Consider the following 22,868-nt stretch of genomic DNA (forward strand, 5'->3'; position numbering starts at 1 on the left):
CCCGCAAGCGGGGTTCATCGTTCGACTTGCATGTGTTAAGCACGCCGCCAGCGTTCATCCTGAGCCAGGATCAAACTCTCCGTTAATAACTAAACAGACACACACAACCACACCGGAAAAAGATGATGGCCATGTGCACTAAATTCGAAACCAGCTAAACGGCCAGCCGTCACCACAGGGGCGGCAACAACCAACCAAATAACCAATTCAATACAATAAATTGGTATCAATAAAACTTGGCACACTATTGAGTTCTCAAACAACAACTGCATTCGAGTACTTGCAATCCGTATTCTCCGGACTGGTTTTCATCGTTGCGATGGTCTAACTTTATTTCAATGGAAACTATTTTGTCCAATCCGCATTGTGTGCGGCTTGTCACTTCATGTTTTCCATAAAACCGTATTTTCAATTGTTTGAATTCAAATCGAAGAGTCGACTGTATTCATTCAGTTTGTTTAGGTTTTTGGCTTCTTGCGAGGTGGTGGGCTCTGCTCCGTTGCCGGAGTGGCTCAGCGTTGCGCAAGCAACAGATAGAACAATACACAGATGCCCGCCCCCAATGCAAATCGGGGGCGGGCAGGGTCTCGATCGACCGGTGAACGTCAGCCGGCGAGTTCAACCATGGCGAGTGTTCGCTTGCCACGGCGCACCAGCAGGTACTTGCCATGCAGTGCCTCGGGTGCACCAAGAACGGCGTCAAGATCTGTGACCTTGGCATTGTTCACGTAGGCGCCGCCCTCCCCCACCGTGCGTCGGGCTTCCGAGTTCGTCTTGGACAGTCCCGAGGCAACCAGGAGCTCGACAATGCCCAGGCCCGCGGCCGGCGCCGTGGCATGCGGCAATTCGCGGGTTGCCGATTCCAGCGTTGCAACATCCAGCTCGGACAGTTCGCCCTGGCCAAACAATGCAGCGGATGCCGCAATGACCTTCAGCGTGGCGTCCACGCCATGGACCAGTGAGGTCACCTGGAAAGCAAGGGTGCGCTGGCCTTCGCGGGCCTGCGGCTTTTCGGCAACAGCATCGGCGATGGCGGCGATCTCCTCGCGGGAGAGGAAGGTGAAGACCTTCAGGCGGTCCACCACGTCGGCGTCGGCCGTGTTGAGCCAGAACTGGTACATGTCGAACGGGCTGCACATGGCGGCGTCGAGCCAAATGGCGTTGCCCTCGCTCTTGCCGAACTTGGTGCCGTCCGAGTTGGTGATCAGCGGCGTGCCCAGTGCGTGCACCGAGGCGCCCTCCACCTTGCGGATCAAATCGGTGCCGCTGGTCAGGTTTCCCCACTGGTCGGAACCACCCTGCTGCAGGACGCAGCCGTACTGGCGGAACAGCTCCAGGTAGTCCATGCCCTGCAGGATCTGGTAGCTGAATTCGGCGTAGCTGATGCCCTCGTCCGAGTTCAGCCGGGAGGCAACAATGTCCTTCTTGATCATGGTGCCAACACGGAAGTACTTGCCCACATCGCGCAGGAAGTCCAGAACCGACATGGGCTCGGTCCAGTCAAGGTTGTTGACCATGCGTGCGGCGTTCTCGCCCTCGAAGGACAGGAAGCGCTGCACCTGGCCCTGCAGGTAGCCGACCCACTCGGAAACTGTTTCCTTGGAGTTCATGGTGCGCTCTGCCGTGGGGCGCGGGTCCCCCACCAGGCCGGTCGAGCCGCCCACCAGCCCCAGCGGCTTGTGGCCGGCGAGCTGCATGCGGCGCATGGTCAGCAACTGGACCAGGTTGCCCAGGTGCAGGCTCGGCGCGGTGGGGTCAAAACCGCAGTAATACGTGATCGGCGCGCCGGCGAGCAGCTCCTCGAGGGCTGCCTCATCGGTGGAGACCTGGACCAGGCCCCTCCACTTGAGCTCCTGCCAAACATTGGCGAAGCTGGAGTCGTTCTGGGGGACGCGGAGTTCTGTTTGCAAAGACACACCCCAAAATTACCAGCACGACGGCGTTTCTTCGCCATTGTGCCCGGCGCCGCCCCGGGTGTGTGTCCGGGCCGGGAGACGGCTCCCCCGGCCCGTGGGCCCGCTAGTGTTCGATGCCTGCCGGGAGCGGCTGCGAGGTCACCATGCGCAGGCGCTGGGTGGGCCGGGTCATGGCCACGTACAGGTCCCCGACCCGGCCGTTGGCGCCGGCCAGCAGGGCCGCCGGTTCAACGATGACAACGCCGTCGAACTCCAGCCCCTTGGCCTCGTGCGGGTCAATCACGACAATGTCCTGCTCCAGTGATCCGGCACCGTGGCCGATCCGGGAGCCGTAGACGGCCCGGAGTGCCGCAGCAGTTTCCTGCACCATGGCCGGCGGGGCAATCACGGCGACCAGGCCGCCGCCCACCGCGGCGGTTTCCTCGGGCATGGCGGCGACAACCTGGGCAACCACATCGGCTGCGGCGACGCGGTCAACGATGGGTTCCCATTCGCCGTCGCGCACGGCCTTGGGTGCCGAAACAACCTGTCCGGCGGCGTTGGCCATGCGCACGGCCGCCTTGGCAATCTGGGACGGCGTGCGGTAGTTGACCGTGAGCTCCTCCAGGGTCCAGCGCTCCCCCATGAAGGGAGTGAGTGCCTGCTGCCAGGACATGGCGCCGGCAGCGGAGCTGGTCTGGGCGATGTCGCCGACAATCGTGAAGGATTTAACGGGGCAGCGGCGCACCAGCAGGCGCCACTGCATGGGCGAGAGTTCCTGCGCTTCATCCACCACCACGTGGCCGTAGGCCCAGGTCCTGTCCGTCAGGGCCCGCTCCGCGCTGGTCTGGGAGGCACCTTCAACAATGTTGTAGTCAGCCAGCTGCTCGGCAGTCAGGATGCCGTCCACGCCGGAGTCCTCCAGCTGCTGGTTCATGTTGGAGATGGCTTTTTCGGCGTTGGCGAGGTCGCGCTTGCGCTGGGCCTCGGCGCTGGCCTGGGCCCGCCCGCCCGTGGCGTCCATGTCGCCGAGGAGTTCGGCTGCCTCATCCAGCAGCGGCACGTCCGACTCGCTCCAGGGCGCGCCGGCGCTGCGCAGCAGCAGGTCCCGCTGGTCTTGGCTGAAGCCGGGCGTCACGGCGGCCAGGATTTCCGGCTTGCTGAACATGTCATCGATGAGCTTCTGTGCCGTCATGGGCATCCAGCACAGGTTCAGCATGACGCGCACGTCGCGGGAGGAGCGCACGTCCTCGGCCAGGTAGGACCGGTCTGCGTTGTTGCCGGCGCCGGCGGATTCGATGTGCTCGCGCAACTGGTCCGTCAGCTCGCGCAGCAGTGTCTTGACGAAGGTGACGCGCGCGTCGTTGTGCGGCAGGCCCGTGGCCCGCGCCCTGTCCCGGGCGCGGCGCACCTGGCGGACGGTGAGGATCAGGCGGGTGCCTTCGACGTCGAGCCTGACATCCTCGCGGGGCAGGCGCTGGCGGTTGGCAACGGCGTTGGCCACCACCTGGGCCATGACGGGCCGGCCCTTCAGTTCGGCCGCCTCGGCGGATTCAGGGGCGGTGGCGCGGACGCCGGGGAACAAGTTGCCCACGCTGGCCATGACCACGCCGGTCTCGCCCAGGGAGGGCAGCACGCGCTCGATGTACTTCATGAACGCATTGGACGGGCCAACGAGCAGCACGCCGGCCGACTGCAGGCGTTCGCGGTGCGTGTACAGCAGGTAGGCGGCCCGGTGCAGGGCCACGGCGGTCTTGCCGGTGCCGGGTCCGCCCTGGACCACGAGTGCGCCACTGAGCGGTGAGCGGATGATCCGGTCCTGCTCAGACTGGATGGTGCCCACGATGTCATTCATGCGGCCTGTGCGCTTGGAGTTCAGGGCAGCCAGCAGCGCACCCTCGCCCTGCAGGTGTTCACCCTCTACGAGCATGGAGTGGTCCAGGACGTCGTCCTCAATGGCCTTGACGGAGCGGCCCTGCAGGAGCAGGTGGCGGCGGCGGCGCACGCCCATGCGTTCGAAGGCGGTGGCCTGGTAGAACGTCCCGGCCTCGGGTGCGCGCCAGTCCACCATGAGCTGGCGGAGGTCTTCCGAGAGCAGGCCGATGCGGCCAATGTAGCGGACCTGGTCGTCGTCCAGGTCAAGGCGGCCGAACACGAGCCGGTCATCCACGGCGTTCAGCTGGTTCAGGCGGTCCTCATAGAGCGTGGCGAAGGCATCACGTTCGGAGCGGTTCTGGTGCGTGCCCATGGACTTGGCACGGCGCACCTCGCCCAGCTGCGCAACTTTTTCGGCGCGGAGTTCATCCAGGCGTGAATAGAGGCCATCAACGTAGCTGCGTTCTGTGGCCAATTCTTCGTCATACATGCAAAGCTCCTGAATACGTAAGGCATGCCACCAAAAGGCGGACCGTCCAGTCTATCCCCCGCGCGGCCGGCCCGCCGCCCCGCCGCGAAACGGCGGGGCGGACAGTCACCGGACGCTGCGGCTACACGTGCAACAGGGTGTGGACCTCGCGGCCGGGGAGGTTGGCCCGGCCGGGCAGCCCGTCAATCTCCATCACGACGCCGATGCCGGCCACCACGGCGCCCGTGCGCTCAAGCAGGGACGCAGCCGCGCCGAGCGTGCCGCCCGTGGCGAGGACGTCGTCGAGAATTAACACACGCGTGCCAGCTGGCACGTCTTCCTGGTGCAGTTCCAGGGTGGCCTCGCCGTACTCCAGCGCGTAGCTTTCCGCGTACACCTCGCGGGGCAGTTTTCCGGCCTTGCGGATGGTGATGACACCCGTCCCGGTGGCGTAGGCGGCGGCCGCCGCGAGGAGGAATCCGCGGGCCTCAACACCGGCCACGGCGTCGAACTTTCCGGCGAAGTTGGCGACGATCGAATCCACCACCAGCTTGAAGGCGGCGGCGTCGGCAAAAACGGGGGTTAAATCTTTGAAAACAATGCCCGGCGCGGGGTAGTCGGCGACGGTTGCGCACAACTGCTCAACAACTGCGGAAACATGCGGGATTTCGGCTGTTTCAGGGGTGTTGGAAATGGGTGTTTCTGGGGCACTGGAAGTCTGGTTCACACAACAACGGTACAGGCTCTTGCCGGAGGGGTTTTCGCGGCCCGAAAAAGGTGCTTATATATTCTCCGTGCAACACAACATTTCACTTCCCGGACACGGTGTCCGGCTTGTGCCGCTCAGGCGTCGTCACGCGGCAGATTTGTTCCCCTACATCGATGTAGACATGTGGGCAGGGATGGCCTCGGAACGGCCCACGTCCAAGCGTGCCCTGGAACGGTTGTTCGCCTCCAGGATCGCCGACCCCTCCATCATTGCCTTTGCCGTCATCGACGACGATACCGGCACCGTGGCGGGAACCACGAGCCTGTACGACTATGTGCCGGAGCAGTCGCGCATTGAGCTGGGCATGACGTTTTTTGGCCGCAACTACTGGGGCCGCAACGTCAACGCCGCCTCCAAGCTGGCCCTGCTGGCCTTTGCCTTCGAGGAGCTGCTGGTGCACCGGGTGACGCTGCGCTGCGACGTCCGCAATGTGCGCAGCGCCGCGGCCATCGTGAAGCTGGGAGCCTCACACGAGGGGGTCCTGCGCGGCTACCGGCGCGGCCACGACGGCACCCGGGTCGATTCCAGCGTGTACTCGCTGCTGGAACACGAATGGCCGGCCTCGCGCTCCGGGCTGGTCCAGCGCCTCACCCCGGCAGACCTGCTGCCCGAGGTGACGGAGCTCATTGAGTTCTCGGAGCAGCTGGTGCGCGCCGACGCCCAGCACGCACCGCTCCCGGCCTGAACTTCGAGACCGTGGGCTCGCCGTCGAGCCAGAACCGCCAGGGATACTGCTCCGTTCCACCTGGCCCGCTGATGCCCACACGCGGCCCCGAACTCACATGCGTGGCCGGGGCCGCAGGCAGGCTGACGGTGACGGCGCCGCCAAGTGCGCCGATGCCGTTGTGTTCGCGGGCAAATCCCATGGCCTTGGCCAGCCTGGCCGGCCCTTGTGCAAGCTCGATGTCCGTTCTTGCCGTGGGGCGGCGCCGGCGCGCCAGTTCCAGGCCCTGGACAACCTCACCGGCCCGCAACAGGCAGCCAGAGGAGAGTCCCTCCGGGCGGCACACCAGGTTCGCGCTGAAGTGCATGCCGTAGCTGAAGTAGACGTACAGGTGCCCCGGCGGGCCAAACATGGCCGAGTTGCGCTCCGTCATGCCACGGTAGCTGTGCGATCCGGGGTCCGGATCGGCTGAATCGGCCGGGCCAAGATAAGCCTCCACCTCGGTAAGCCGGACGACGACGGGACCTTCCGCACTCTCATGCCGCACCAATGCGCCCAACAGGTACGGCGCCACCTCGGTGGCAGGTTGTTGCAGAAGTTCCAGGATGTCGATCGGGCGGCCCATGCACCCAAACTAGCAGGGCGTGAAAGAATTCAGCCATGCCCGAAAGCCTTGCGTTCACTTCCCCGTTCGAACCCGGAATCTTTGATTTTCTGGCGGCCCGTGCCGTGGCTGGCGTTGAGGAGGCCGGGCCCGACAGCTACGCCCGGACCATCATGCTGGCGGGCGGGCACGGCTGGTTCAAGGTCAGCTGGGACGGCAGCGCCCTGTGGCTGGAGCAGGACCTCGAAAACCCGCACGACGGCGCTGAACTCCTGTCCATGGTGCGGCACCTGTTCAACCTTGGCCACAACCCCGGGCCGGCCGATGCTGCTGTGGGCTCCCACCCGGCGCTCGCCGATCGCGTGGCATCCCTGCCCGGGATCCGCCTGCCCGGCTGCGTCGACGCGGACGAGATCCTGATCCGGGCCATGGTGGGCCAGCAGATCACTGTCGCGGCCGCCCGCACCGCACTGGGCCAGTTGGCGGCCCTGGGGCGCGAGTCCAGGCTGCCGCACGCAACCATGGTGCGATTCTTTCCCCGGCCGGCCGAGATTGCCGCCGGCGGCCGCGGGATCCTGCGGGGCCCGCAGCGGCGGATTGATTCAATTGTGGCCGTGGCGGGCATGCTGGCCGACGGTTCCCTGACGATCGGCCCCGCCGACACCGTTGACACCCTGGCGGCCAAGCTGCTGCCGATCCCCGGGATTGGGCCATGGACGGTGGGCTATGTTGCCATGCGGGTCCTGGGCAGCAGCGACATCTTCCTGCCGGGCGACGCCGCCGTGCGCAACGGCTACGGACTGTTGCGCGGGGACACCCTGGCCCAGGCCCGCACCATCAAGGCCCCGGAACTGTCGCGCATGGCGGAACAGTTGCGGCCATGGCGCTCCTACGCCACCTTGCACCTGTGGCGGGTTGCCGGGGAAAACGGCACTAGCGGCCGGCGGAACGCAGCTCCAGCAGGATTTCCGGCGATCGCGCGCGGCGCCAGCCAGTAGTCTCAACGGTCAACGGCCGGGCGCAATCCACACACCAATCCGCACTGTGGGATTCATTGCCGCACTCAAGGCAGTAAAAACGCATGGTGGCTCCCTGCTCCGGCGGCACAGTGTGCTTGCGTCCCCACAGGCTCAGGGCATGAAGAACCGGAAGGGTGTCCGCACCCTTCTCTGTCAGCACATACTCCACCCGGGGCCTCGCGGCGCCGGCATAGGCACTCTTAGCCAAGAGTCCATGCTCCACCAAGCCCGCAAGGCGTCCACTGAGGACTGAGTCAGCAATGCCCAGCGAATGCTTCAGCGTGTCGAAGCGGCGGTTGCCGGTGAAGATCTCCCGCAGGATGAGCACCACCCACGGATCCCCTAGCACGTCCAAGGTGCGTGCGATGGGGCAAGCCTGCCCCGACCAGTCCGATCTCAGCGCCATGGTTTCCCTCTTGTCGATTTCGTCGCGGAGCCATCGTCACACCGCCTGTTTTCAATGTTACTATCTTCAGCATAGCTACGCATCGATCTGGGAGACCGCCATGTCAGCAAAACGCGCCCCAACGGTATTGCCCATCGCGTCCGGGCTTTGCGTCGTGGTCCTGTGGGCCAGCGCTTTTCCGGCCATCCGGGCCGCCTCCCCCGAACTGGGCGTCATTGGGCTGTCCCTGGTGCGCTTGCTGGTGGCGGCCGTTGCCCTGCTGGCCCTTGCCCCGTTTCTCAAGGTCCGCCTTCCGGCCCGCCGGGACCTTCCCCTGATCATCGCCTGCGCATTCTTTGGCATGACCGCCTATCAACTGCTCCTGAATTGGGGCGAACTGTACGTTCCCGCCGGAACAGCCAGCATTATCGTGGCGTCGGCCCCGCTGGTCAGCGTCGGCATTGCCGCCTATTTCTTCAAGGAACGAATCTCGGGGATCAAGATTGCCGGCAGCGTGGTGGCAATTGCCGGCGTCGTTCTGGTGTGCCTGGCCCGCACAGGCGTGAGCCTGTCCGCGGCCGTGTGGATCGTGGTTGCCGCGATGGTGGTCCAGGGCATCTACCACCCCCTGACCAAGCCACTGCTGCGCCGGTACACGGGCATGGAGGTGGCCACCTACGGGATGGCGTTTGGCACGGTCATGACGGCACCATTTGTCCCGTGGGGAATTGCTGACATCTTCTCCGCCGGGACGCCCGCCTGGGTTGCTGCCATCTACCTCGGCTTGTTCCCCTCGGCGCTGGGATTTGTACTGTGGGGCTACGCCGTGGCACGGCTGAACGTGGCCGCCTCAACGTCCCTGCTGTACCTGGTCCCCCCGGTCGCCGTGGCCATCTCCTTCTTTTGGCTTGGCGAAATTCCCGTTGCCGGTGAACTGGCAGGCGGGGCCGTGGTCATTGCGGGGGTGGTGTGGCTCAGCCAGGGGGAACGGCTCATGGGCCGCCTGAAGGCCACGCCGGTGAAGTGAATCCCGTTGTCACCCATTCGCGGGACAATTCGTGCCGCAGGCACCTCCGGGACGGCCCTTGTGTCGGTTTCAGACCTAGAGTTCAAGTGTCCGGGCATCGCAGCCTCTGTGGCCGCGATTGACTCAGCACGAGGAGGGGCCGTGAAGAGGACAGACACAATGGAGCTGGCGGAAGCCTGGGGAACCGGTGTGGCACATCGGCCGGCGGAGGGCCGGGTGCACCATGCGCTGCTGGCAGCCGAACCCGAGCTGGCGGATTTGGTGGCCCGGTGCGTCGAGACAGCGGGCCCCGGCCACTGTGCGGACCACGGCACAATACAGGCCAGACTGCTGGCCATGTCCTGCACCCAGGTGCAAAACTGGTTCACTGCCCTGCGCCGCCCTACCGATGCCGCCCTTGTGGCCAGCATGGCGGCCCGGGACGGCTTCACGGAGCAGACGCTCTGGGACTTCCTCACCGGGGACCCCGGAAAGATTGCCGTTCATAACCGGCTGGTCCAGTTGCTTGACTCGGAGCTGGTGGAGGAAATCGTGGTTGGTTCCATCCGCCAGGGTTTCCACACCCCGGCCGACAGGCCATCGCGGACCGTTCAGCCACGGTGAACTTGCAGTAGTGGCCCGTCCCGGAGCCGAAATCGGCAACAACTGCAAGTTCAAGCAGAGGTCACTTGGCCGGGAACGCCGACGGCCAGGGCAGCAGCATGGGAAGCTCAACGGAATCGGCGGCGGCCTCGGCGCGCAGGCTGCCCATGGTGGGCGTGCGGCCGGCGAGCCAGGCGGTGATGTCGGTCAGCATGCCGGAGACGGACACGGCATTGGAGCCGTCGCCCACGGTCATGGGCGGCAGGGCCAGCGGCAGCAGCTTCAGGCGCAGCCCGTCCGGCACGCGCGCGGACAGGAAGTCGATCAGGTAGAGGCAGAATTCCTTCGACCATGTCTCGGGCCCGCGGCCCAACTGGAGGTCGGCCAGGTGGATGACGAGCTCGCGCCAGTACGCCAAGGCACCGTCGCGGACCACGCCGTCGCGGTAGCTGATGGGCAGGGACCACTGATCCTCGTCGAGCCCGTCCAGAACCGTCAGGGCGCGGGTGAATGCGCTGGAAATGTACTCGCGGTGCTCCTGGGCTGAGTGTCCGGCGTTCATCTCGATGGCCTGCGTGCGGCCGCCGGGGCCGCCGTCGTAGAACTCGATCTTTTCCCCGCGCAGCGCGTACTCCGCCTGCCGTGCCACGGCGTTGGAGACGTGGGCGATGTGCGCGAGCACGTGCCCGCGCGTCCAGCCGGGCAGCTCCGTGGGGGCCAGGACGTCGGCGTCCGTGAGTCCCCCAAGCTTTGAGCCCACATTGTCCGCCGCAGCCTTGAGGCGTTCCATGAGCTGTGCATTAGAAATATCAGTCATGAACCCAGCCTAGAGCAGGAAATGCCCGCATCCACCACGGATGCGGGCATTTCCTTGTGCACACCAGCTGCGTTCGACGCGGGTCAGGCCAGGAAGGCCCTGACCTCGCCCAGCTGCCCCTCAAGGGCGGCCAGCTGCGCCAGAACCGCGGACGGGGCGGTGCCGCCCTGCGCGTTGCGGCTGTTGAGCGAGCCTTCCGTGCTCAGGACGGTGCGGACCTCGGGTGTGAGGTGCGCCGAGATGCCGGCGTATTCCTCATCCGTGAGGTCCCACAGCTCCACGCCGCGGCCCTCGGCAACCTTGACGGCAGCACCGGAAAGCTCGTGGGCGTCGCGGAACGGCACGCCCTGGCGAACCAGCCATTCGGCAATGTCGGTGGCCAGGGCAAAGCCCTGCGGTGCCAGCGACTCCATGCGTTCGGTGTTGAACACCAGCGTGGCCATCATGCCGGAGACGGCGGGCAGCAGCAGTTCAAGGGTGTCGGCCGCGTCGAAGACGGGCTCCTTGTCCTCCTGCAGGTCCCTGTTGTATGCCAGGGGCAGGCCCTTGAGTGTTGCCAGCAGGCCGGTCAAATCGCCAATGAGGCGCCCTGCCTTGCCTCGGGCCAGCTCGGCCACATCGGGATTCTTCTTCTGCGGCATGATCGAGGATCCCGTGGAGTAGGAATCATGCAGGGTGATGAAGGAGAACTCCTTCGTGGCCCACAGGATCACTTCCTCGGAAATCCGGGACAGGTCAACGCCAATCATGGCGGCAACCCAGGCGAACTCGGCAAAGACATCGCGGGAGGCGGTGCCGTCGATCGAGTTCCATGCTGCGGAGTCAAAGCCAAGGTCGGCAGCCACTGCGTTGGGGTCCAGCCCCAACGAGGAGCCCGCCAAGGCACCGGAACCGTACGGCGAAACCGCCGCGCGCTTGTCCCAGTCCACCAGGCGCTGCACGTCGCGCAGCAGCGCCCAGGCGTGGGCCAGCAGGTGGTGGCTCAGCAGGATGGGCTGGGCGTGCTGCAGGTGGGTGCGGCCCGGCATGGCAACACCGTGGTGCGCCTTGGCCTGGGCAACCAGCGCATCGACCACGGAAAGCACGCCGGCGGCGATGATCCGGGCGTGGTCGCGCAGGTACATGCGCCCCAGCGTTGCAATCTGGTCGTTGCGTGAACGGCCGGCGCGGAGCTTGCCGCCCAACGCCGTCCCCGCACGCTCAATCAGGCCGCGCTCCAGGGAGCCGTGCACGTCTTCGTCCGACTCCGCCGGGCCGTAGGCGCCCGACTTCACATCGGCCTCGAGTTCCTCGAGGGCCTTGAGCATGCCTTCGAGCTCGGCAGCGTCCAGCAGGCCTGCAGTGTTCAACACACGGGCGTGCGCCTTGGAACCGGCAATGTCATACAGTGCCAGGCGCCAGTCGAAGTGCGTCGACTTACTCAGTGCCGCGAGTGCATCGGCGGGGCCGCCCTGAAAACGGCCGCCCCACAGGGCACCCTCGTTGGTTCCGTGGGTTTCGACAGGCTCAACCACCGGGTGCTACTGTCCTGCGACGCGCTGGTCGCGGGTGGAAGCAACCTTGGAAGACATGCCCCACAGCTCGATGAAGCCCTTGGCCTGCGACTGGTCGAAGGTGTCGCCGGTGTCGTAGGTGGCCAAATCGAAGTCGTAGAGGGAGGTCTCGGAGCGGCGGCCGTTCACGATGGCCTGGCCACCGTGGAGGGTCATGCGGATGTCGCCGGAGACGTACTTCTGGGTGTCTTCGATGAAGGAGTCCAAGGAGCGCTTCAGCGGGGAGAACCACTGGCCGTCGTAAACCAGCTCGGCCCAGCGCTGGCTGACAGTTGCCTTGAAGCGGGCCTGCTCGCGCTCCAGGGTGATGTCTTCGAGGTGCTTGTGGGCGGTGATGAGGGCCATGGCGCCGGGGGCTTCGTAGATTTCGCGGCTCTTGATGCCAACGAGGCGGTCCTCGACGACGTCGATGCGGCCAACACCCTGGGCGCCTGCGCGGCGGTTCAGTTCCTGGATGGCCTGCAGCGGGGAAACCTTGATGCCGTCAATGGCAACGGGCACGCCCTGGTGGAAGGAGATGATGACCTCGTCCGGTGCCGGCGGGAATTCCGGGGTGGCCGTGTAGTCGTAAATGTCCTTGGTGGGGGCATTCCAGATGTCTTCCAGGTAGCCGGTTTCGACGGCACGGCCCCAGACGTTCTGGTCAATCGAGTACGGGTTCTTCTTGGTGGTCTCGATGGGCAGGTTGTTGGCCTCGGCGTAGGCAATGGCCTTGTCGCGGGTCAGGGCCAGGTCGCGGACGGGTGCAATGCACTTCAGGTCCGGGCCCAGGGTCTGGATGCCGACCTCAAAGCGGACCTGGTCGTTGCCCTTGCCGGTGCAGCCGTGGGCAACAGTGGTGGCGCCGAATTCGCGGGCAGCCTTGACCAGGTGCTTGACGATCACGGGGCGGGAGATGGCCGAAACCAGCGGGTAGTGGCCCTGGTAGAGGGCGTTGGCCTTCAGGGTGGGCATGGCGTATTCGTTGGCGAACTCGTCGCGTGCGTCTGCAACGTAGGCTTCGACGGCGCCGCAGCCCAGGGCGCGCTGGCGGATGTCCTCGAGGGACTCGCCACCCTGTCCAACGTCAACGGCCACGGCAATAACCTCGGCCCCGGTTGCTTCACCGATCCAGCCAATGGCCACGGACGTGTCAAGGCCGCCGGAGTAGGCCAATACAATGCGCTCAGTCACTTTTTCTCTCCCTTTGTGTGTTGCTGGTCAAACGTGTGTTTCCCGTTGCACACCAGCATAGTGCATGATTATGCATTCTTGCTAAAAGATATTCACGGCGCGCCCGAAGCCCCCGTTCGGCGCGGGGACAGCCCCCGAAAACACCACAGGGCGGCGGCCGGCCTGCTGGCGCCGCACACGGAATCTGGGGCAAGATGGACGGCGAACAGATGTGGCCTGCCGCTTGGACGGCACGGGCCCAACATTAGCCGCGAAGCCCGGAGGATTTTCGAAAATGCCCGCAGATGAAGCAAGCCCCGCACCAGCCGCAGCAGCAGATGACCGGCGCATTCCGCGGCTGGCCAACGTGCCGGTCTTCACCGAGTACATGAGCCAAGGCTGGGGAACCCCTGACCGGACTCCCCCGGTGGTGGCCGGGGCCGCCGAGGCCGCGGGCCACCACCGCACCCGCCTTTCCGGCAAGTTCCCCGGCCAGGCGCTCGTGATTGGCGCAGGCACGGCGCCGGTGCGCGCCAACGACACCTTCTACGACTTCCGCCCCGACTCGGACTTCTACTGGCTCAGCGGCGCCTCCATCGAAGGTGCCGTGCTGGTCATGGCACCCTCCGGCAGCTCCCACGACGCCACATTGTTCATACCGGCGCCGTTCTACCCCGGAGACCCCCAGTTCTTCGCCAACGCAGCCCACGGCGAGCTGTGGGTGGGCTCGGCCCCCGACTTCGCCGACTGGCAGGATGCCCTGTCCCTGCCCGTGAAGCCCCTCACCGAGCTCGACGCCGGCATCACCGCGGCCATGCGCGCCGCCAACGGCACCCTTGCCGCGGGCGTCGTCGCCGCCGATCTGCGCAGCCGCCATGGCCTTTCCGCAGGCAAGGAGCTGGGCAGCACCCTGGCAGCGCTGCGCATGGTCAAGGACGACTGGGAAATTGCCCAGCTGCGTGAGGCCGTGGACCACACGGTCGCAGGCTTTGCCGAGGTGGTGGGTGAAATTCCCGCGGCCATCCGGGGCGGCGGGGAACGCTGGCTGCAGGGCACCTTTGACCGCCACGCACGCACGCACGGAAACGGGGTTGGCTACGCCACGATCGTGGGCAGCGGCAAGCACGCACCCACCCTGCACTGGGTCCGCTGCGACGGGCCGGTACTGGAGGACAAGGTGCTGCTGCTGGACATGGGCGTGGAGGCGAACAGCTTCTACACGGCCGATGTCACGCGCACCTTCCCGGGGTCCGGCACCTTCAGCCCCATCCAGCGCCAGGTCCACGACCTCGTGGAAAAGTCGCACCGCGCCGGCCTGGCCGCAGTGGGCCCGGGGCGGCCGTGGACTGACTTCCACCATGCCTCCATGGAGGTCATCGCCAACGGTCTCAACGACTGGGGGCTGCTGCCGGTCTCCGTGGACGAGGCCCTCTCCCCCAACGGCCAGCACCACCGCCGCTACCTGGTGTGCGGCGTGGGCCACCACCTGGGCCTGGACGTGCACGACTGTGCGCAGTCAACCCACGAGAACTACCAGGGTGCCACCATGGCGCCCGGGATGGTCTTGGCTGTGGAGCCGGGCCTGTACTTCCACGAGCACGATCTCACGCTCCCGCCGGAACTGCGCGGCATTGGCGTGCGCCTTGAGGACAACGTCCTCATCACCGCCACCGGTTCCGAGGTCATCTCGGACGCCCTGCCCATCACCGCCACGGGCATCGAAGCCTGGATGGCCCAGGCCCAGAAGCGCTAACCGCCGCGGTGGTTGAACCGACCCGGTGGTTGAACCGACCCGGTGGTTGAGCCTGTCGAAACCTGGTCTCGACAGGCCCTTGGTCTCGACAGGCTCGACCACCGCAGTCGTCCGGCTACGCCCCGGAGCCGGACTCCGCCGCGAACTGCAGGAAGCGCTCGGCAACTTCCGCCCCGCCGAGCGCGTCGCGGGTGATGACCATGACTGTGTCATCGCCCGCGATCGTGCCCAGGATGGACGGCATGACCGAGTGGTCGATCGCCAGGGCCAGGAAGTTGGCAGCCCCCGGGGGTGTGCGCAGCACGGCAATGTTGGCCGAGCCCTCGGCCGTGACCAGCAATTCCCCGCAGAGGCGAACCAGTCGGGTGTCCAGGAGCTCCTGGGATGAGGCCGAATGCACGCCGCGTTCCCCGCCCTCGCGCGGCAGGGCGTAGATGAGCCCGCCGTCCTTGCCGCGCACGCGGACGGCGCGCAGCTCCACGAGGTCCCGGGACAGTGTCGCCTGCCCCACCACGAGGCCGTCGTCGGCCAGCAGGCCCGCCAGCTCGGCCTGGGACCGCACAGCACGGCTGGCCAGCAGGGCCGACACGCGTGCCTGCCGCGCAGTCTTCGTGGCCGGCATGCCGGCCGGCTGGGATGGGGCCTTTGCCATGGCTAGGCCCCGGCCGTTCGCCCGCTGGCGGCGGCTGCATCGGCGGCGGACTTCTCCACGAGCCACACCATGAGCGCCTTCTGGGCGTGCAGGCGGTTCTCGGCCTCGTCCCAGACCACCGACTGCGGGCCGTCGATGACGGAGGCGGAGATTTCGTAGCCCCGGTAGGCGGGCAGGCAGTGCAGCACAATGGCGTTGGGCGCCGCCTGGGCCAGCGCTGCGTCGTCGAGCGCGTAATCCTTGAACAACTCAAGCCGCTGCGCTTTTTCCTCCTCCTGGCCCATGGACACCCAGGTGTCGGTGACCAGGACGTCGGCCCCGGCAACGGCCTGGGAAACGTCGGTGGTGATGAGCACCGAGCCGCCGGTCTGGGCGGCCCGTTCCTGGGCCGCGAGCACGACGGCGTCTGCCGGCAAATACCCGGCCGGTCCCGTGATGCGCACGTGCATGCCCGCCGTGACTCCGGCCAGAAGGTAGGAGTTGGCCATGTTGTTGGCCGAGTCCCCCATGTAGGTCATGGTCAGCCCGGCCAGCTCGCCCTTGTGTTCCTTGATGGTGAGCAGGTCCGCGAGCAGCTGGCAGGGGTGGTAGTCGTCGGAGAGCGCGTTGATGACGGGAACCTTGGAGTTGGCCGCCATCTCCTCAAGCCCTGCCTGGGTGTAGGTGCGCCAGACGATTGTGGACACCATGCGTTCAAGGACCTTGGCGGTGTCGGAGACGGACTCCTTGTGGCCGATCTGGGCCTCGCCGGGGTTGATGATGAGCGGGTTTCCGCCCAGTGCGGCGATGCCGGCGGCGAAGGAGACGCGGGTGCGGGTGGACGTCTTGTCGAAGATGACAGCGACGGTCTGCGCGCCCTGTCCATCCCCGGCAAAGGTGTCCCTGGAGTAGGGCGCCTTCTTCAGTTCGGCGGCCAGCTCGAGCACCTCGGCCTGCTCTGCGGGGCTGAGGTCGGTGTCAACAAGAAAGTGGCGTGTCATCTAGGCGCTCTTTTCCGGGTTTTGGGCGGCTGCTGTGGCAGTGGCGATGAGGGCGGGCAGTGCCGCCAGGAACGAGCGGGCCTGCTCCGCCGTGAGGTTCAGCGGGGGCGCCAGGCGGATGGTGTTGGGGCGCGGGGCGTTGACGATGAAGCCGGCCTCGAGTGCGGCAGTGACCACCCCGGCGGCGATGTCCTCGGTGAGGTCAAAGCCGATCAGGAGGCCGAACGCCCGGACGTCGGCCACGCCGTCGACCTTGGCCAGGCCCTCGGCGAAGACTGCGCTGACGGCTGCCACATTGGCCAGCACATTCTGCGTTTCCAGGACATGCAGGGTGGCCAGGGCCGCGGCGGTGGCCACGGGGTTGCCGCCGAAGGTGGTGCCGTGCTGGCCGGCGCTGAGCAGCCGGGAGGGGCCCTCGCCGAATGTGACGACGGCGCCGATCGGGAAGCCGCCGCCCAGGCCCTTGGCCAGGGTCATGGCGTCGGCGGTTTCGCCGTCGGGCAGGCCCACGAACCAGCTGCCCGTGCGGCCCACGCCGGTCTGGACCTCGTCGAGGATCAGCAGGGCGCCGTGTTCGCGGGTCAGCTCACGGGCAGCCTTGAGGTATTCGGCGGAGAGGGGGCGCACGCCCGCCTCGCCCTGGATGGGTTCGATGACCAGGGCCGCCACGGAGCTGTCCATGGCGTCGCGCAGGGCCTCGATGTCGTTGAAGGCGATGTGGCGAACGCCGGCGGGCATGGGCTCGAATGGTTCACGGTAGGCGGCCTTGGCGGTCATGGCCAGCGCTCCCATGGTCCGGCCGTGGAAGCCTCCCTCGAGGGCAAGGATGGTGGGGCGTTCCTTGCCGCCGTGGGAGCGGGCCAGCTTGAACGCGGCCTCGTTGGCTTCAGTTCCGGAGTTGGCGAAGAACACCTTGGAGCCGGCAGGGGCCGCGCTGAGCTCGAGCAGCTTCTCCGCGAGGGCGATCTGGGTGGGGCTCGTGAAGAAATTGGAGACGTGGCCCAGTGTGGCCAGCTGGCTGGAAATGACGGAGGTGACGAAGGGGTGTGCGTGGCCCAGTGCGTTGACGGCGATGCCGCCGAGCAGGTCCAAGTATTCCTTGCCGTCGGCGTCCCACACGAGGGCCCCGGCGCCGCGGACCAGGACACGCTGCGGGCTGCCGAAGACACCCATGAGTGATTCCTTGTAGCGGGACAGCCACTGCTCGCCGGTGCCGGTTCCGGTGACGGCTGCGGCGTTGGCGTTGGCCAACTCGGCTGCCTGCTGGCCGTCGTTCTGCTTGTTCTCAGTCATTAGCTTTCATCCTCATCCGGGAAAATCTGGGTCCCAATCCCTGCAAAAGTCATCAATTCCAGCAGCACCGAGTGGGCGCTGCGCCCGTCCACGACGGCGGCACGGGCCACCCCGCCGTCCACGGCCGCCAGGCAGGCGGCCATCTTCGGGATCATGCCGGACTCCAGCGAGGGCAGCATCTCGCGCAGGGCGCCCGCGCCAATCTCGCTCAACAGCGAGGACTTGTCCGGCCAGTTCGAGTACAGGCCTTCGACGTCGGTCAGCACCACCAGGCGCGAGGCGTTCAGCGCGATGGCCAGGGCGGCCGCGGCGGTGTCGGCGTTGACGTTCAGCACGGTGGAGGCGTCCCCCACCTCCGGGGCAACCGTGGAAATGACCGGGATGCGCCCGGCCTCCAGGAGGTCCAGGATGGCGCCCGGGTTCACGCCCACCACCTCGCCCACGAGGCCCAGGTCCACCGGCAGCCCGTCCACAATGGTGCCGGTGCGCTCCGCCTGCAGCAGTGCGCCGTCCTCGCCGGAAAGTCCGACGGCGTACGGCCCGTGTTCGTTGATCAGGCCCACGAGTTCGCGACCAACCTGGCCCGTGAGCACCATGCGCACCACGTCCATGGCTTCCGGGGTGGTGACGCGCAGCCCGCCCTTGAATTCGCTTTGGATGTCCAGGCGCTTGAGCATGGCGTTGATCTGCGGACCGCCGCCGTGCACCACCACGGGCCGGATGCCCACGTGGTGCATGAACACAATGTCCTCGGCGAAAGCACGTCGCAGCTCGTCGTTGATCATGGCGTTGCCGCCGTACTTGACCACCACCACGGTGCCGGCAAACTTCTGGATCCACGGCAGCGCCTCAATCAGCGTGCCAGCCTTGTCCTGTGCGGTTTCCACCGAAGACATCATGTTTTACCTTTCAATCCTGTTGTGTACTGCAATCACTGCTTCGCACCCGCCTCCCGGCGGAGGACCGGGATTCCCTCGGCCGCTTTCCGGCCAATCGGCCGCGGGCGGCCTCGGCCTCCCTGACGCGGCCTACGGAAACCCCGGCTCCCCCGCCGTCCGGCTCACGCTGCCGGCGTTTCCAACTCCCGTGGCACCCAAGCCGACCGTTGCTGCCAGGCGACTGGGCCGGCATTTTTGTAGCCCGGCGTAAAGGAGACGCCAAAGGCCGCTAGCGGCCGACGTGTCGGATAGCCGGGCGGAAAATGCCGGACAGTCGCCGGACCCAACCACGGGGACCCGGGGTCTCTGGGTCTCTGGGTCTCGACAAGCTCGACCACCGGCGCCACCGGGCTACGAGGAGTAGGCGCTGTTTTCTTCGACGTAGGCGTGGGTCAGGTCGTTGGTCCAGATGGTGGCCTCGGCCAGGCCGGCGTTGAGGTCGATTTCGACGAGGACTTCGCGGGGTGTGAGGTCCACGAGGTCACGGGAGTCGCCAATGCAGCCGTTGCGGCAGATCTGCACGCCGTTGATGCTGACGTTGATCTTGTCCGGATCGAAGACGGCGTCGGTGGTGCCCACTGCGGAGAGGACCCGGCCCCAGTTGGGGTCGTTGCCGAAGATGGCGGCCTTGAACAGGTTGGAGCGGGCCACGGCGCGGGAGACGATCTCGGCGTCGCGTTCGCTGTCTGCATGCTTGGTGGTGATGGCGATGTCGTGGCTGGCGCCTTCGGCGTCGCCGATGAGGTCCCGGGCCAGGGTGGCACAAACCTGGGTGAGCCCGGCGGTGAACTCCTCCATGTCGGGGAACGCCGTGGATGCGGCGGAGGCCAGCAGCAACACGGTGTCGTTGGTGGACATGCAGCCGTCGGAATCGGCCCGGTTGAAGGTGACGCGGACGGCGTCGCGCAGTGCGGCGTCCAGACCCTCGGCCTCAACGCCGGCGTCGGTGGTGATGACAACCAGCATGGTGGCCAGTCCGGGGGCCAGCATGCCAGCACCCTTGGCCATGCCGCCAATGGAGTAGCTCAGGCCGTCGGCGTTGGCCGGGGACGTCCAGAGCGCCTGCTTGTTGACAGTGTCGGTGGTCATGATCGCGGTGGCGGCGGCAGCCCCGCCGTCGTCCGCCAGGGATGCTGCTGCGGCCTCAACGCCGGGGAGGATCTTGTCCATGGGCAGCTGCTCGCCGATCAGGCCGGTGGAGCAGACGGCCACGTCGGTGGCAGAAATGCCAAGGACCTCGGCCACCTTCTCGGCGGTGGCGTGCGTGTTCTGGAATCCCTCGGGGCCGGTGCAGGCGTTGGCGCCACCGGAGTTCAGGACCACGGCGTCGACCCGGCCGTCGCTGAGGACCTGGCGGGACCAGTGGATCGGGGCTGCGGCGACCCGGTTGCTGGTGAAGACTGCTGCGGCGGCGCGTGAGGGGCCCTCGTTGACCACCAGGGCCATGTCGGGGTTGCCCGAGGCCTTCAGGCCCGCGGTGATGCCGGAGGCCCGGAAGCCCCGTGGTGTGGTGACGCTCATGGTGCTACTCCTTGGAAGGTGAGGCCGGTTGTTTCGGGAAGGCCCAGGGCGATGTTCATTGACTGCACAGCCCCGCCGGCGGTCCCCTTGGTGAGGTTGTCGATGGCGCAGCAAACCACCACGCGGTTCACGTGGGCGTCGTAGGCCAGCTGGATGGCGGTGTAGTTGGAGCCCTGGACGGACTTGGTGGAGGGCCACTGGCCCTCCGGCAGCACGTGCACAAACGGCTCCTCCGCGTAGGCGGCCTCCCAGATGTCGCGCAGGGCGGCGCCGGGGTTCTCCATGGCAGCAAACTCGGCGGAGACCTTGGCGGTGGCCGTGGTGAGGATGCCGCGGCTCATGGGGGCCAGTGTGGGGGTGAAGGAGACCTTTACGTCCAGGCCGGAGGCGTTGGAGAGCCCTTGTTCAATCTCGGGCGTGTGGCGGTGACCGCCGCCCACGCCGTACGGGCTCATGGAGCCCATGACCTCGGAGCCGATCAAGTTCACCTTGGCGGCCTTGCCGGCCCCGGAGGTGCCTGAGGCGGCAACAATGACCACATCGTCCGACTCAAGTGCGCCGGCGGCGAAGCCGGGCATGAGGGCCAGCAGGGAGCTGGTGGGGTAGCAGCCGGGCACGGCAACGCGCTTGGCGCCGCGGAGGCGTTCGCGGTGGCCGGGCAGCTCGGGCAGCCCGTAGGGCCAGGTGCCGGCGTGTTCGGAGCCGTAGAACTTTTCCCACGCGGCGGCGTCCTCGAGGCGGTGGTCGGCACCGGCATCGATCACCAGGGTGCTGGCCGGAAGCTGCGCGGCAATGGCGGCGGAGGCCCCGTGCGGAAGCGCCAGGAAGACGACGTCGTGCCCTGAGAGGTTTTCCACTGTGGTGTCGACCAGGATGCGGTCGGCCAGGGCGTGGAGGTTGGGGGCCAGCGTGCCCAGGCGGGTGCCGGCGTTGCTGTGGGCTGTGATGGCCCCGATGGTCACCCCGGGGTGGCTGGCCAGCAGGCGCAGCACCTCTCCCCCGGCATATCCGCTGGCTCCTGAGACGGCTACTGAAATTGTCATAAGTCGACTATACAGCAGAATTATTCAGTGATGCCGATATTTATCCACCCTACTTTTACCGCGTCCCGGTTTATTGCCTGCCGCAGCCCTATGATGATGGTGGGACCGGCCCGCCGGTTCCGGACACAGAAGATTCGAAGCTGATTTGGAGTTCCCATGACCGAGCACTGCAATGCCATTGTCGCCGCAAACCCCGGCGGACCGGACGTCCTGGAACTGGTGCAGCACCCCGTCCCCGTCCCCGGCCCCGGCGAATTGCTGGTCAAGGTGGCGGCCGTCGGCGTGAACTTCATTGAAAGCTACCAGCGCGAGGGCATCTACAAGGTCCCCTTCCCCTTCACCCCCGGCGCAGAGGCGGCCGGCACGGTGGCCGCGGTGGGGCCCGGGGTCACCTCGCACTCCGTGGGCGACCGCGTCGCCACGGCCGAGGGCATTGCCTGCTACGCCGAATACGCCATCTTCCCGGCTGTGGCGGCCCTGCCCGTGCCCTCAAACCTCCCGCTGGACATTGCCGCGGCACTCCCCCTGCAGGGCATGACGGCCCACTACCTGATGAACTCCACCTACCATGTGGAGCCGGGCCAAACAGTGCTGGTGCACGCCGGGGCCGGCGGGGTGGGCCTGCTGCTGACCCAGATGCTCAAGGAGCGCGAGGCCAGGGTCATCACCACCGTGTCCACGGAGGAGAAGGAAGAGCTGTCCCGCGTGGCAGGGGCGGACGAGGTGCTGCACTACGGCGACTTTGCCGCGGCCGTGCGCGAGTACACCGACGGCGTGGGCGTGGACGTGGTGTACGACGGCGTCGGGAAGGACACGTTCGACGGTTCCCTCGCGTCGCTGCGCACCAGGGGGACCATGGTCCTGTTCGGCGGGTCCTCGGGCCAGGTGCCCCCCTTTGACATCCAGCGCCTGAACGCCGGCGGCTCGCTGACCCTTGTCCGGCCCAAGCTGAACGACTACCTGCTCAACGCCCGGGAACGCATGTGGCGCTCCACCGAGGTGTTCAATGCCGCGGCCGCCGGAACCCTGACGGCGAGGATCGGGGCACGCTTCCCGCTGGCCGAGGCAGGTGCGGCACACACCGCCCTGCAGGGCCGCGCCACCACCGGCAAGGTGATCCTGCAGCCGTAGCCGGCCACAGTTTCTGCCGGACGCTGCCCACCGCTTGCGGACAAGTTTGAGGACACAACCATGAAGAGACTGCCCAACGGGGCCTTCCTGCTGGAAAAATCACGCGGCGCCAACGGCTATGTGGTGGCCAGCGGAGAACAGCTGGCCCTGATTGACCCCGGCATGGCCGGCGGCGCGTCCGGCGTGATTGCCGAACTTCGGGACGCCGGGATGCTCGGCGCGGTCCGCGACGTGCTGTTGACGCACTACGACGTGGACCATGCCGGTGCCGCCATGGCCGTGGCAGCGGCGGCCGGGGCAAGCCTGTGGATCACCCGGCTCGATGCCCAGGTGCTGACGGGGCAGGTGAGGCCGGCCACTGTTTTCCGGCGCCTCAGCACCTCCTTTGGCAAGCCTCGGCTGCCGGGGACGGTTTCCTACATTGGCGAATCGGCCGGCTTCCCCACGGGCGTTGAGGCAGTTCCGGCGCCGGGCCACACGCCCGGCCATGTGGCTTTCCGTTGGCAGGAATCACTGTTCTGCGGCGATGCCGCCCTGGTGCGCAGGGACGGTTCGCTGCGGCAGTTTCCCGGCTTCATCATCACCGACAAGCCCCTGGCCCTGCGGACCGCGGCCGCGCTTGAGGCCCTGGACGTTGACTGGGTGTGCCCGGGCCACGGCAGGCCCACCCGAAAATTGCGGTCCTAGGGCGGACGCCGCGGTCCGCGTTTGCCTGCCGTTAACCTTGCGTTGGTGTTGATGGTGGA

At 66.7% G+C, this 22,868-nt stretch carries 21 protein-coding genes and 1 rRNA gene; 7 read left to right on the forward strand and 15 right to left on the reverse strand.

Translation table 11 applies throughout. The features are described 5' to 3' along the window. The 4 genes from PCK14_RS13810 to PCK14_RS13825 all read right to left on the reverse strand — a co-directional run. Positions 1 to 86: ribosomal RNA gene (locus tag PCK14_RS13810) — 16S ribosomal RNA — on the reverse strand; the annotation flags it as partial. Between the two features lie 519 nt (positions 87 to 605). After that, complete coding sequence (gene tyrS / locus PCK14_RS13815) at positions 606 to 1,916, reverse strand: tyrosine--tRNA ligase (protein WP_269939086.1); 1,311 nt, start codon at positions 1,914 to 1,916, stop codon at positions 606 to 608. A 103-nt stretch (positions 1,917 to 2,019) separates the two neighbouring features. After that, positions 2,020 to 4,260, reverse strand: a complete 2,241-nt coding sequence (locus PCK14_RS13820; RefSeq protein ID WP_269939087.1) for a HelD family protein — start codon at positions 4,258 to 4,260, stop codon at positions 2,020 to 2,022. Between the two features lie 121 nt (positions 4,261 to 4,381). Next, a complete protein-coding gene (locus PCK14_RS13825) occupies positions 4,382 to 4,906 on the reverse strand; it encodes an adenine phosphoribosyltransferase (RefSeq protein WP_269939176.1) in 525 nt (174 codons plus the stop codon). Between the two features lie 127 nt (positions 4,907 to 5,033). Between PCK14_RS13825 and PCK14_RS13830 the strand changes: the two genes are divergently transcribed. Further along, positions 5,034 to 5,693, forward strand: coding sequence for a GNAT family N-acetyltransferase (locus PCK14_RS13830; RefSeq protein WP_269939088.1), 660 nt, complete (start codon positions 5,034 to 5,036; stop codon positions 5,691 to 5,693). Here PCK14_RS13830 and PCK14_RS13835 read toward each other — a convergent pair. Then, positions 5,632 to 6,297, reverse strand: a complete 666-nt coding sequence (locus PCK14_RS13835) for a DNA-3-methyladenine glycosylase (RefSeq protein ID WP_269939089.1) — start codon at positions 6,295 to 6,297, stop codon at positions 5,632 to 5,634. The two genes, PCK14_RS13830 and PCK14_RS13835, sit on opposite strands and share 62 nt — an antisense overlap. A 35-nt stretch (positions 6,298 to 6,332) precedes the next feature. On the opposite strand from PCK14_RS13835, the gene PCK14_RS13840 reads away from it, so the two are divergent. Next, a complete protein-coding gene (locus tag PCK14_RS13840; RefSeq protein WP_269939090.1) occupies positions 6,333 to 7,274 on the forward strand; it encodes a DNA-3-methyladenine glycosylase family protein in 942 nt (313 codons plus the stop codon). Here the strand turns inward: PCK14_RS13840 and PCK14_RS13845 are convergent. Further along, a complete protein-coding gene (locus PCK14_RS13845) occupies positions 7,210 to 7,701 on the reverse strand; it encodes a winged helix-turn-helix transcriptional regulator (RefSeq protein ID WP_269939091.1) in 492 nt (163 codons plus the stop codon). The genes PCK14_RS13840 and PCK14_RS13845 overlap by 65 nt on opposite strands. Before the next feature lie 100 nt (positions 7,702 to 7,801). Here PCK14_RS13845 and PCK14_RS13850 point away from each other — a divergent pair, with 100 nt between their 5' ends. Then, the gene (locus PCK14_RS13850; protein WP_269939092.1) at positions 7,802 to 8,707 is read left to right on the forward strand and encodes a DMT family transporter; all 906 of its coding nucleotides are present in this window, start codon (positions 7,802 to 7,804) and stop codon (positions 8,705 to 8,707) included. A gap of 141 nt (positions 8,708 to 8,848) precedes the next feature. After that, positions 8,849 to 9,310, forward strand: a complete 462-nt coding sequence (locus tag PCK14_RS13855) for a hypothetical protein (protein WP_269939093.1) — start codon at positions 8,849 to 8,851, stop codon at positions 9,308 to 9,310. Positions 9,311 to 9,371: 61 nt separating this feature from the next. On the opposite strand, the gene PCK14_RS13860 is transcribed toward PCK14_RS13855, so the two are convergent. The 3 genes from PCK14_RS13860 to PCK14_RS13870 all read right to left on the reverse strand — a co-directional run bounded on the left by PCK14_RS13860 (position 9,372) and on the right by PCK14_RS13870 (position 12,832). Continuing rightward, positions 9,372 to 10,106, reverse strand: a complete 735-nt coding sequence (locus PCK14_RS13860; protein WP_269939094.1) for a maleylpyruvate isomerase family mycothiol-dependent enzyme — start codon at positions 10,104 to 10,106, stop codon at positions 9,372 to 9,374. An 83-nt stretch (positions 10,107 to 10,189) separates the two neighbouring features. Beyond that, positions 10,190 to 11,620: an argininosuccinate lyase gene (gene argH / locus PCK14_RS13865; RefSeq protein WP_269939095.1), complete on the reverse strand. Its 1,431-nt coding sequence runs from the start codon at positions 11,618 to 11,620 to the stop codon at positions 10,190 to 10,192. Between the two features lie 6 nt (positions 11,621 to 11,626). Then, complete coding sequence (locus tag PCK14_RS13870) at positions 11,627 to 12,832, reverse strand: argininosuccinate synthase (RefSeq protein ID WP_269939096.1); 1,206 nt, start codon at positions 12,830 to 12,832, stop codon at positions 11,627 to 11,629. 274 nt (positions 12,833 to 13,106) lie between these two features. Here PCK14_RS13870 and PCK14_RS13875 point away from each other — a divergent pair, with 274 nt between their 5' ends. Then, positions 13,107 to 14,564, forward strand: coding sequence for an aminopeptidase P family protein (locus PCK14_RS13875; RefSeq protein ID WP_269939097.1), 1,458 nt, complete (start codon positions 13,107 to 13,109; stop codon positions 14,562 to 14,564). A gap of 115 nt (positions 14,565 to 14,679) precedes the next feature. Here the strand turns inward: PCK14_RS13875 and PCK14_RS13880 are convergent, their stop codons facing one another. The 6 genes from PCK14_RS13880 to argC form a co-directional block, all read right to left on the reverse strand. After that, a complete protein-coding gene (locus PCK14_RS13880) occupies positions 14,680 to 15,216 on the reverse strand; it encodes an arginine repressor (RefSeq protein ID WP_269939098.1) in 537 nt (178 codons plus the stop codon). A gap of 2 nt (positions 15,217 to 15,218) precedes the next feature. After that, positions 15,219 to 16,196, reverse strand: a complete 978-nt coding sequence (gene argF / locus PCK14_RS13885) for an ornithine carbamoyltransferase (protein ID WP_269939099.1) — start codon at positions 16,194 to 16,196, stop codon at positions 15,219 to 15,221. Next, positions 16,197 to 17,489 (reverse strand): acetylornithine transaminase, encoded by a 1,293-nt coding sequence (locus PCK14_RS13890; protein WP_269939100.1) that lies wholly within the window; start codon positions 17,487 to 17,489, stop codon positions 16,197 to 16,199. Next, the gene (gene argB, locus PCK14_RS13895) at positions 17,489 to 18,385 is read right to left on the reverse strand and encodes an acetylglutamate kinase (RefSeq protein WP_269939177.1); all 897 of its coding nucleotides are present in this window, start codon (positions 18,383 to 18,385) and stop codon (positions 17,489 to 17,491) included. Before argB ends, PCK14_RS13890 begins: the two co-directional genes overlap by 1 nt. Positions 18,386 to 18,778: 393 nt before the next feature. Further along, positions 18,779 to 19,948 carry a bifunctional glutamate N-acetyltransferase/amino-acid acetyltransferase ArgJ gene (gene argJ, locus PCK14_RS13900; RefSeq protein ID WP_269939101.1) on the reverse strand — a complete coding sequence of 390 codons (1,170 nt, stop codon included), beginning with the start codon at positions 19,946 to 19,948 and terminating at the stop codon, positions 18,779 to 18,781. Further along, positions 19,945 to 20,991 (reverse strand): N-acetyl-gamma-glutamyl-phosphate reductase, encoded by a 1,047-nt coding sequence (argC, locus tag PCK14_RS13905; protein ID WP_269939102.1) that lies wholly within the window; start codon positions 20,989 to 20,991, stop codon positions 19,945 to 19,947. The genes argJ and argC overlap by 4 nt, the downstream gene beginning before the upstream one ends. Positions 20,992 to 21,147: 156 nt before the next feature. On the opposite strand from argC, the gene PCK14_RS13910 reads away from it, so the two are divergent. Together PCK14_RS13910 and PCK14_RS13915 are read left to right on the forward strand one after the other, a co-directional pair. After that, positions 21,148 to 22,122: a quinone oxidoreductase family protein gene (locus tag PCK14_RS13910; RefSeq protein ID WP_269939103.1), complete on the forward strand. Its 975-nt coding sequence runs from the start codon at positions 21,148 to 21,150 to the stop codon at positions 22,120 to 22,122. Positions 22,123 to 22,182: 60 nt separating this feature from the next. Next, on the forward strand, positions 22,183 to 22,809 hold the full coding sequence (locus PCK14_RS13915) for an MBL fold metallo-hydrolase (protein WP_269939104.1): 627 nt from the start codon (positions 22,183 to 22,185) through the stop codon (positions 22,807 to 22,809). The last annotated feature ends 59 nt before the right edge of the window (positions 22,810 to 22,868 follow it).

Source organism: Arthrobacter sp. HY1533 (genome assembly GCF_027568515.1).
Lineage (GTDB): Bacteria > Actinomycetota > Actinomycetes > Actinomycetales > Micrococcaceae > Specibacter.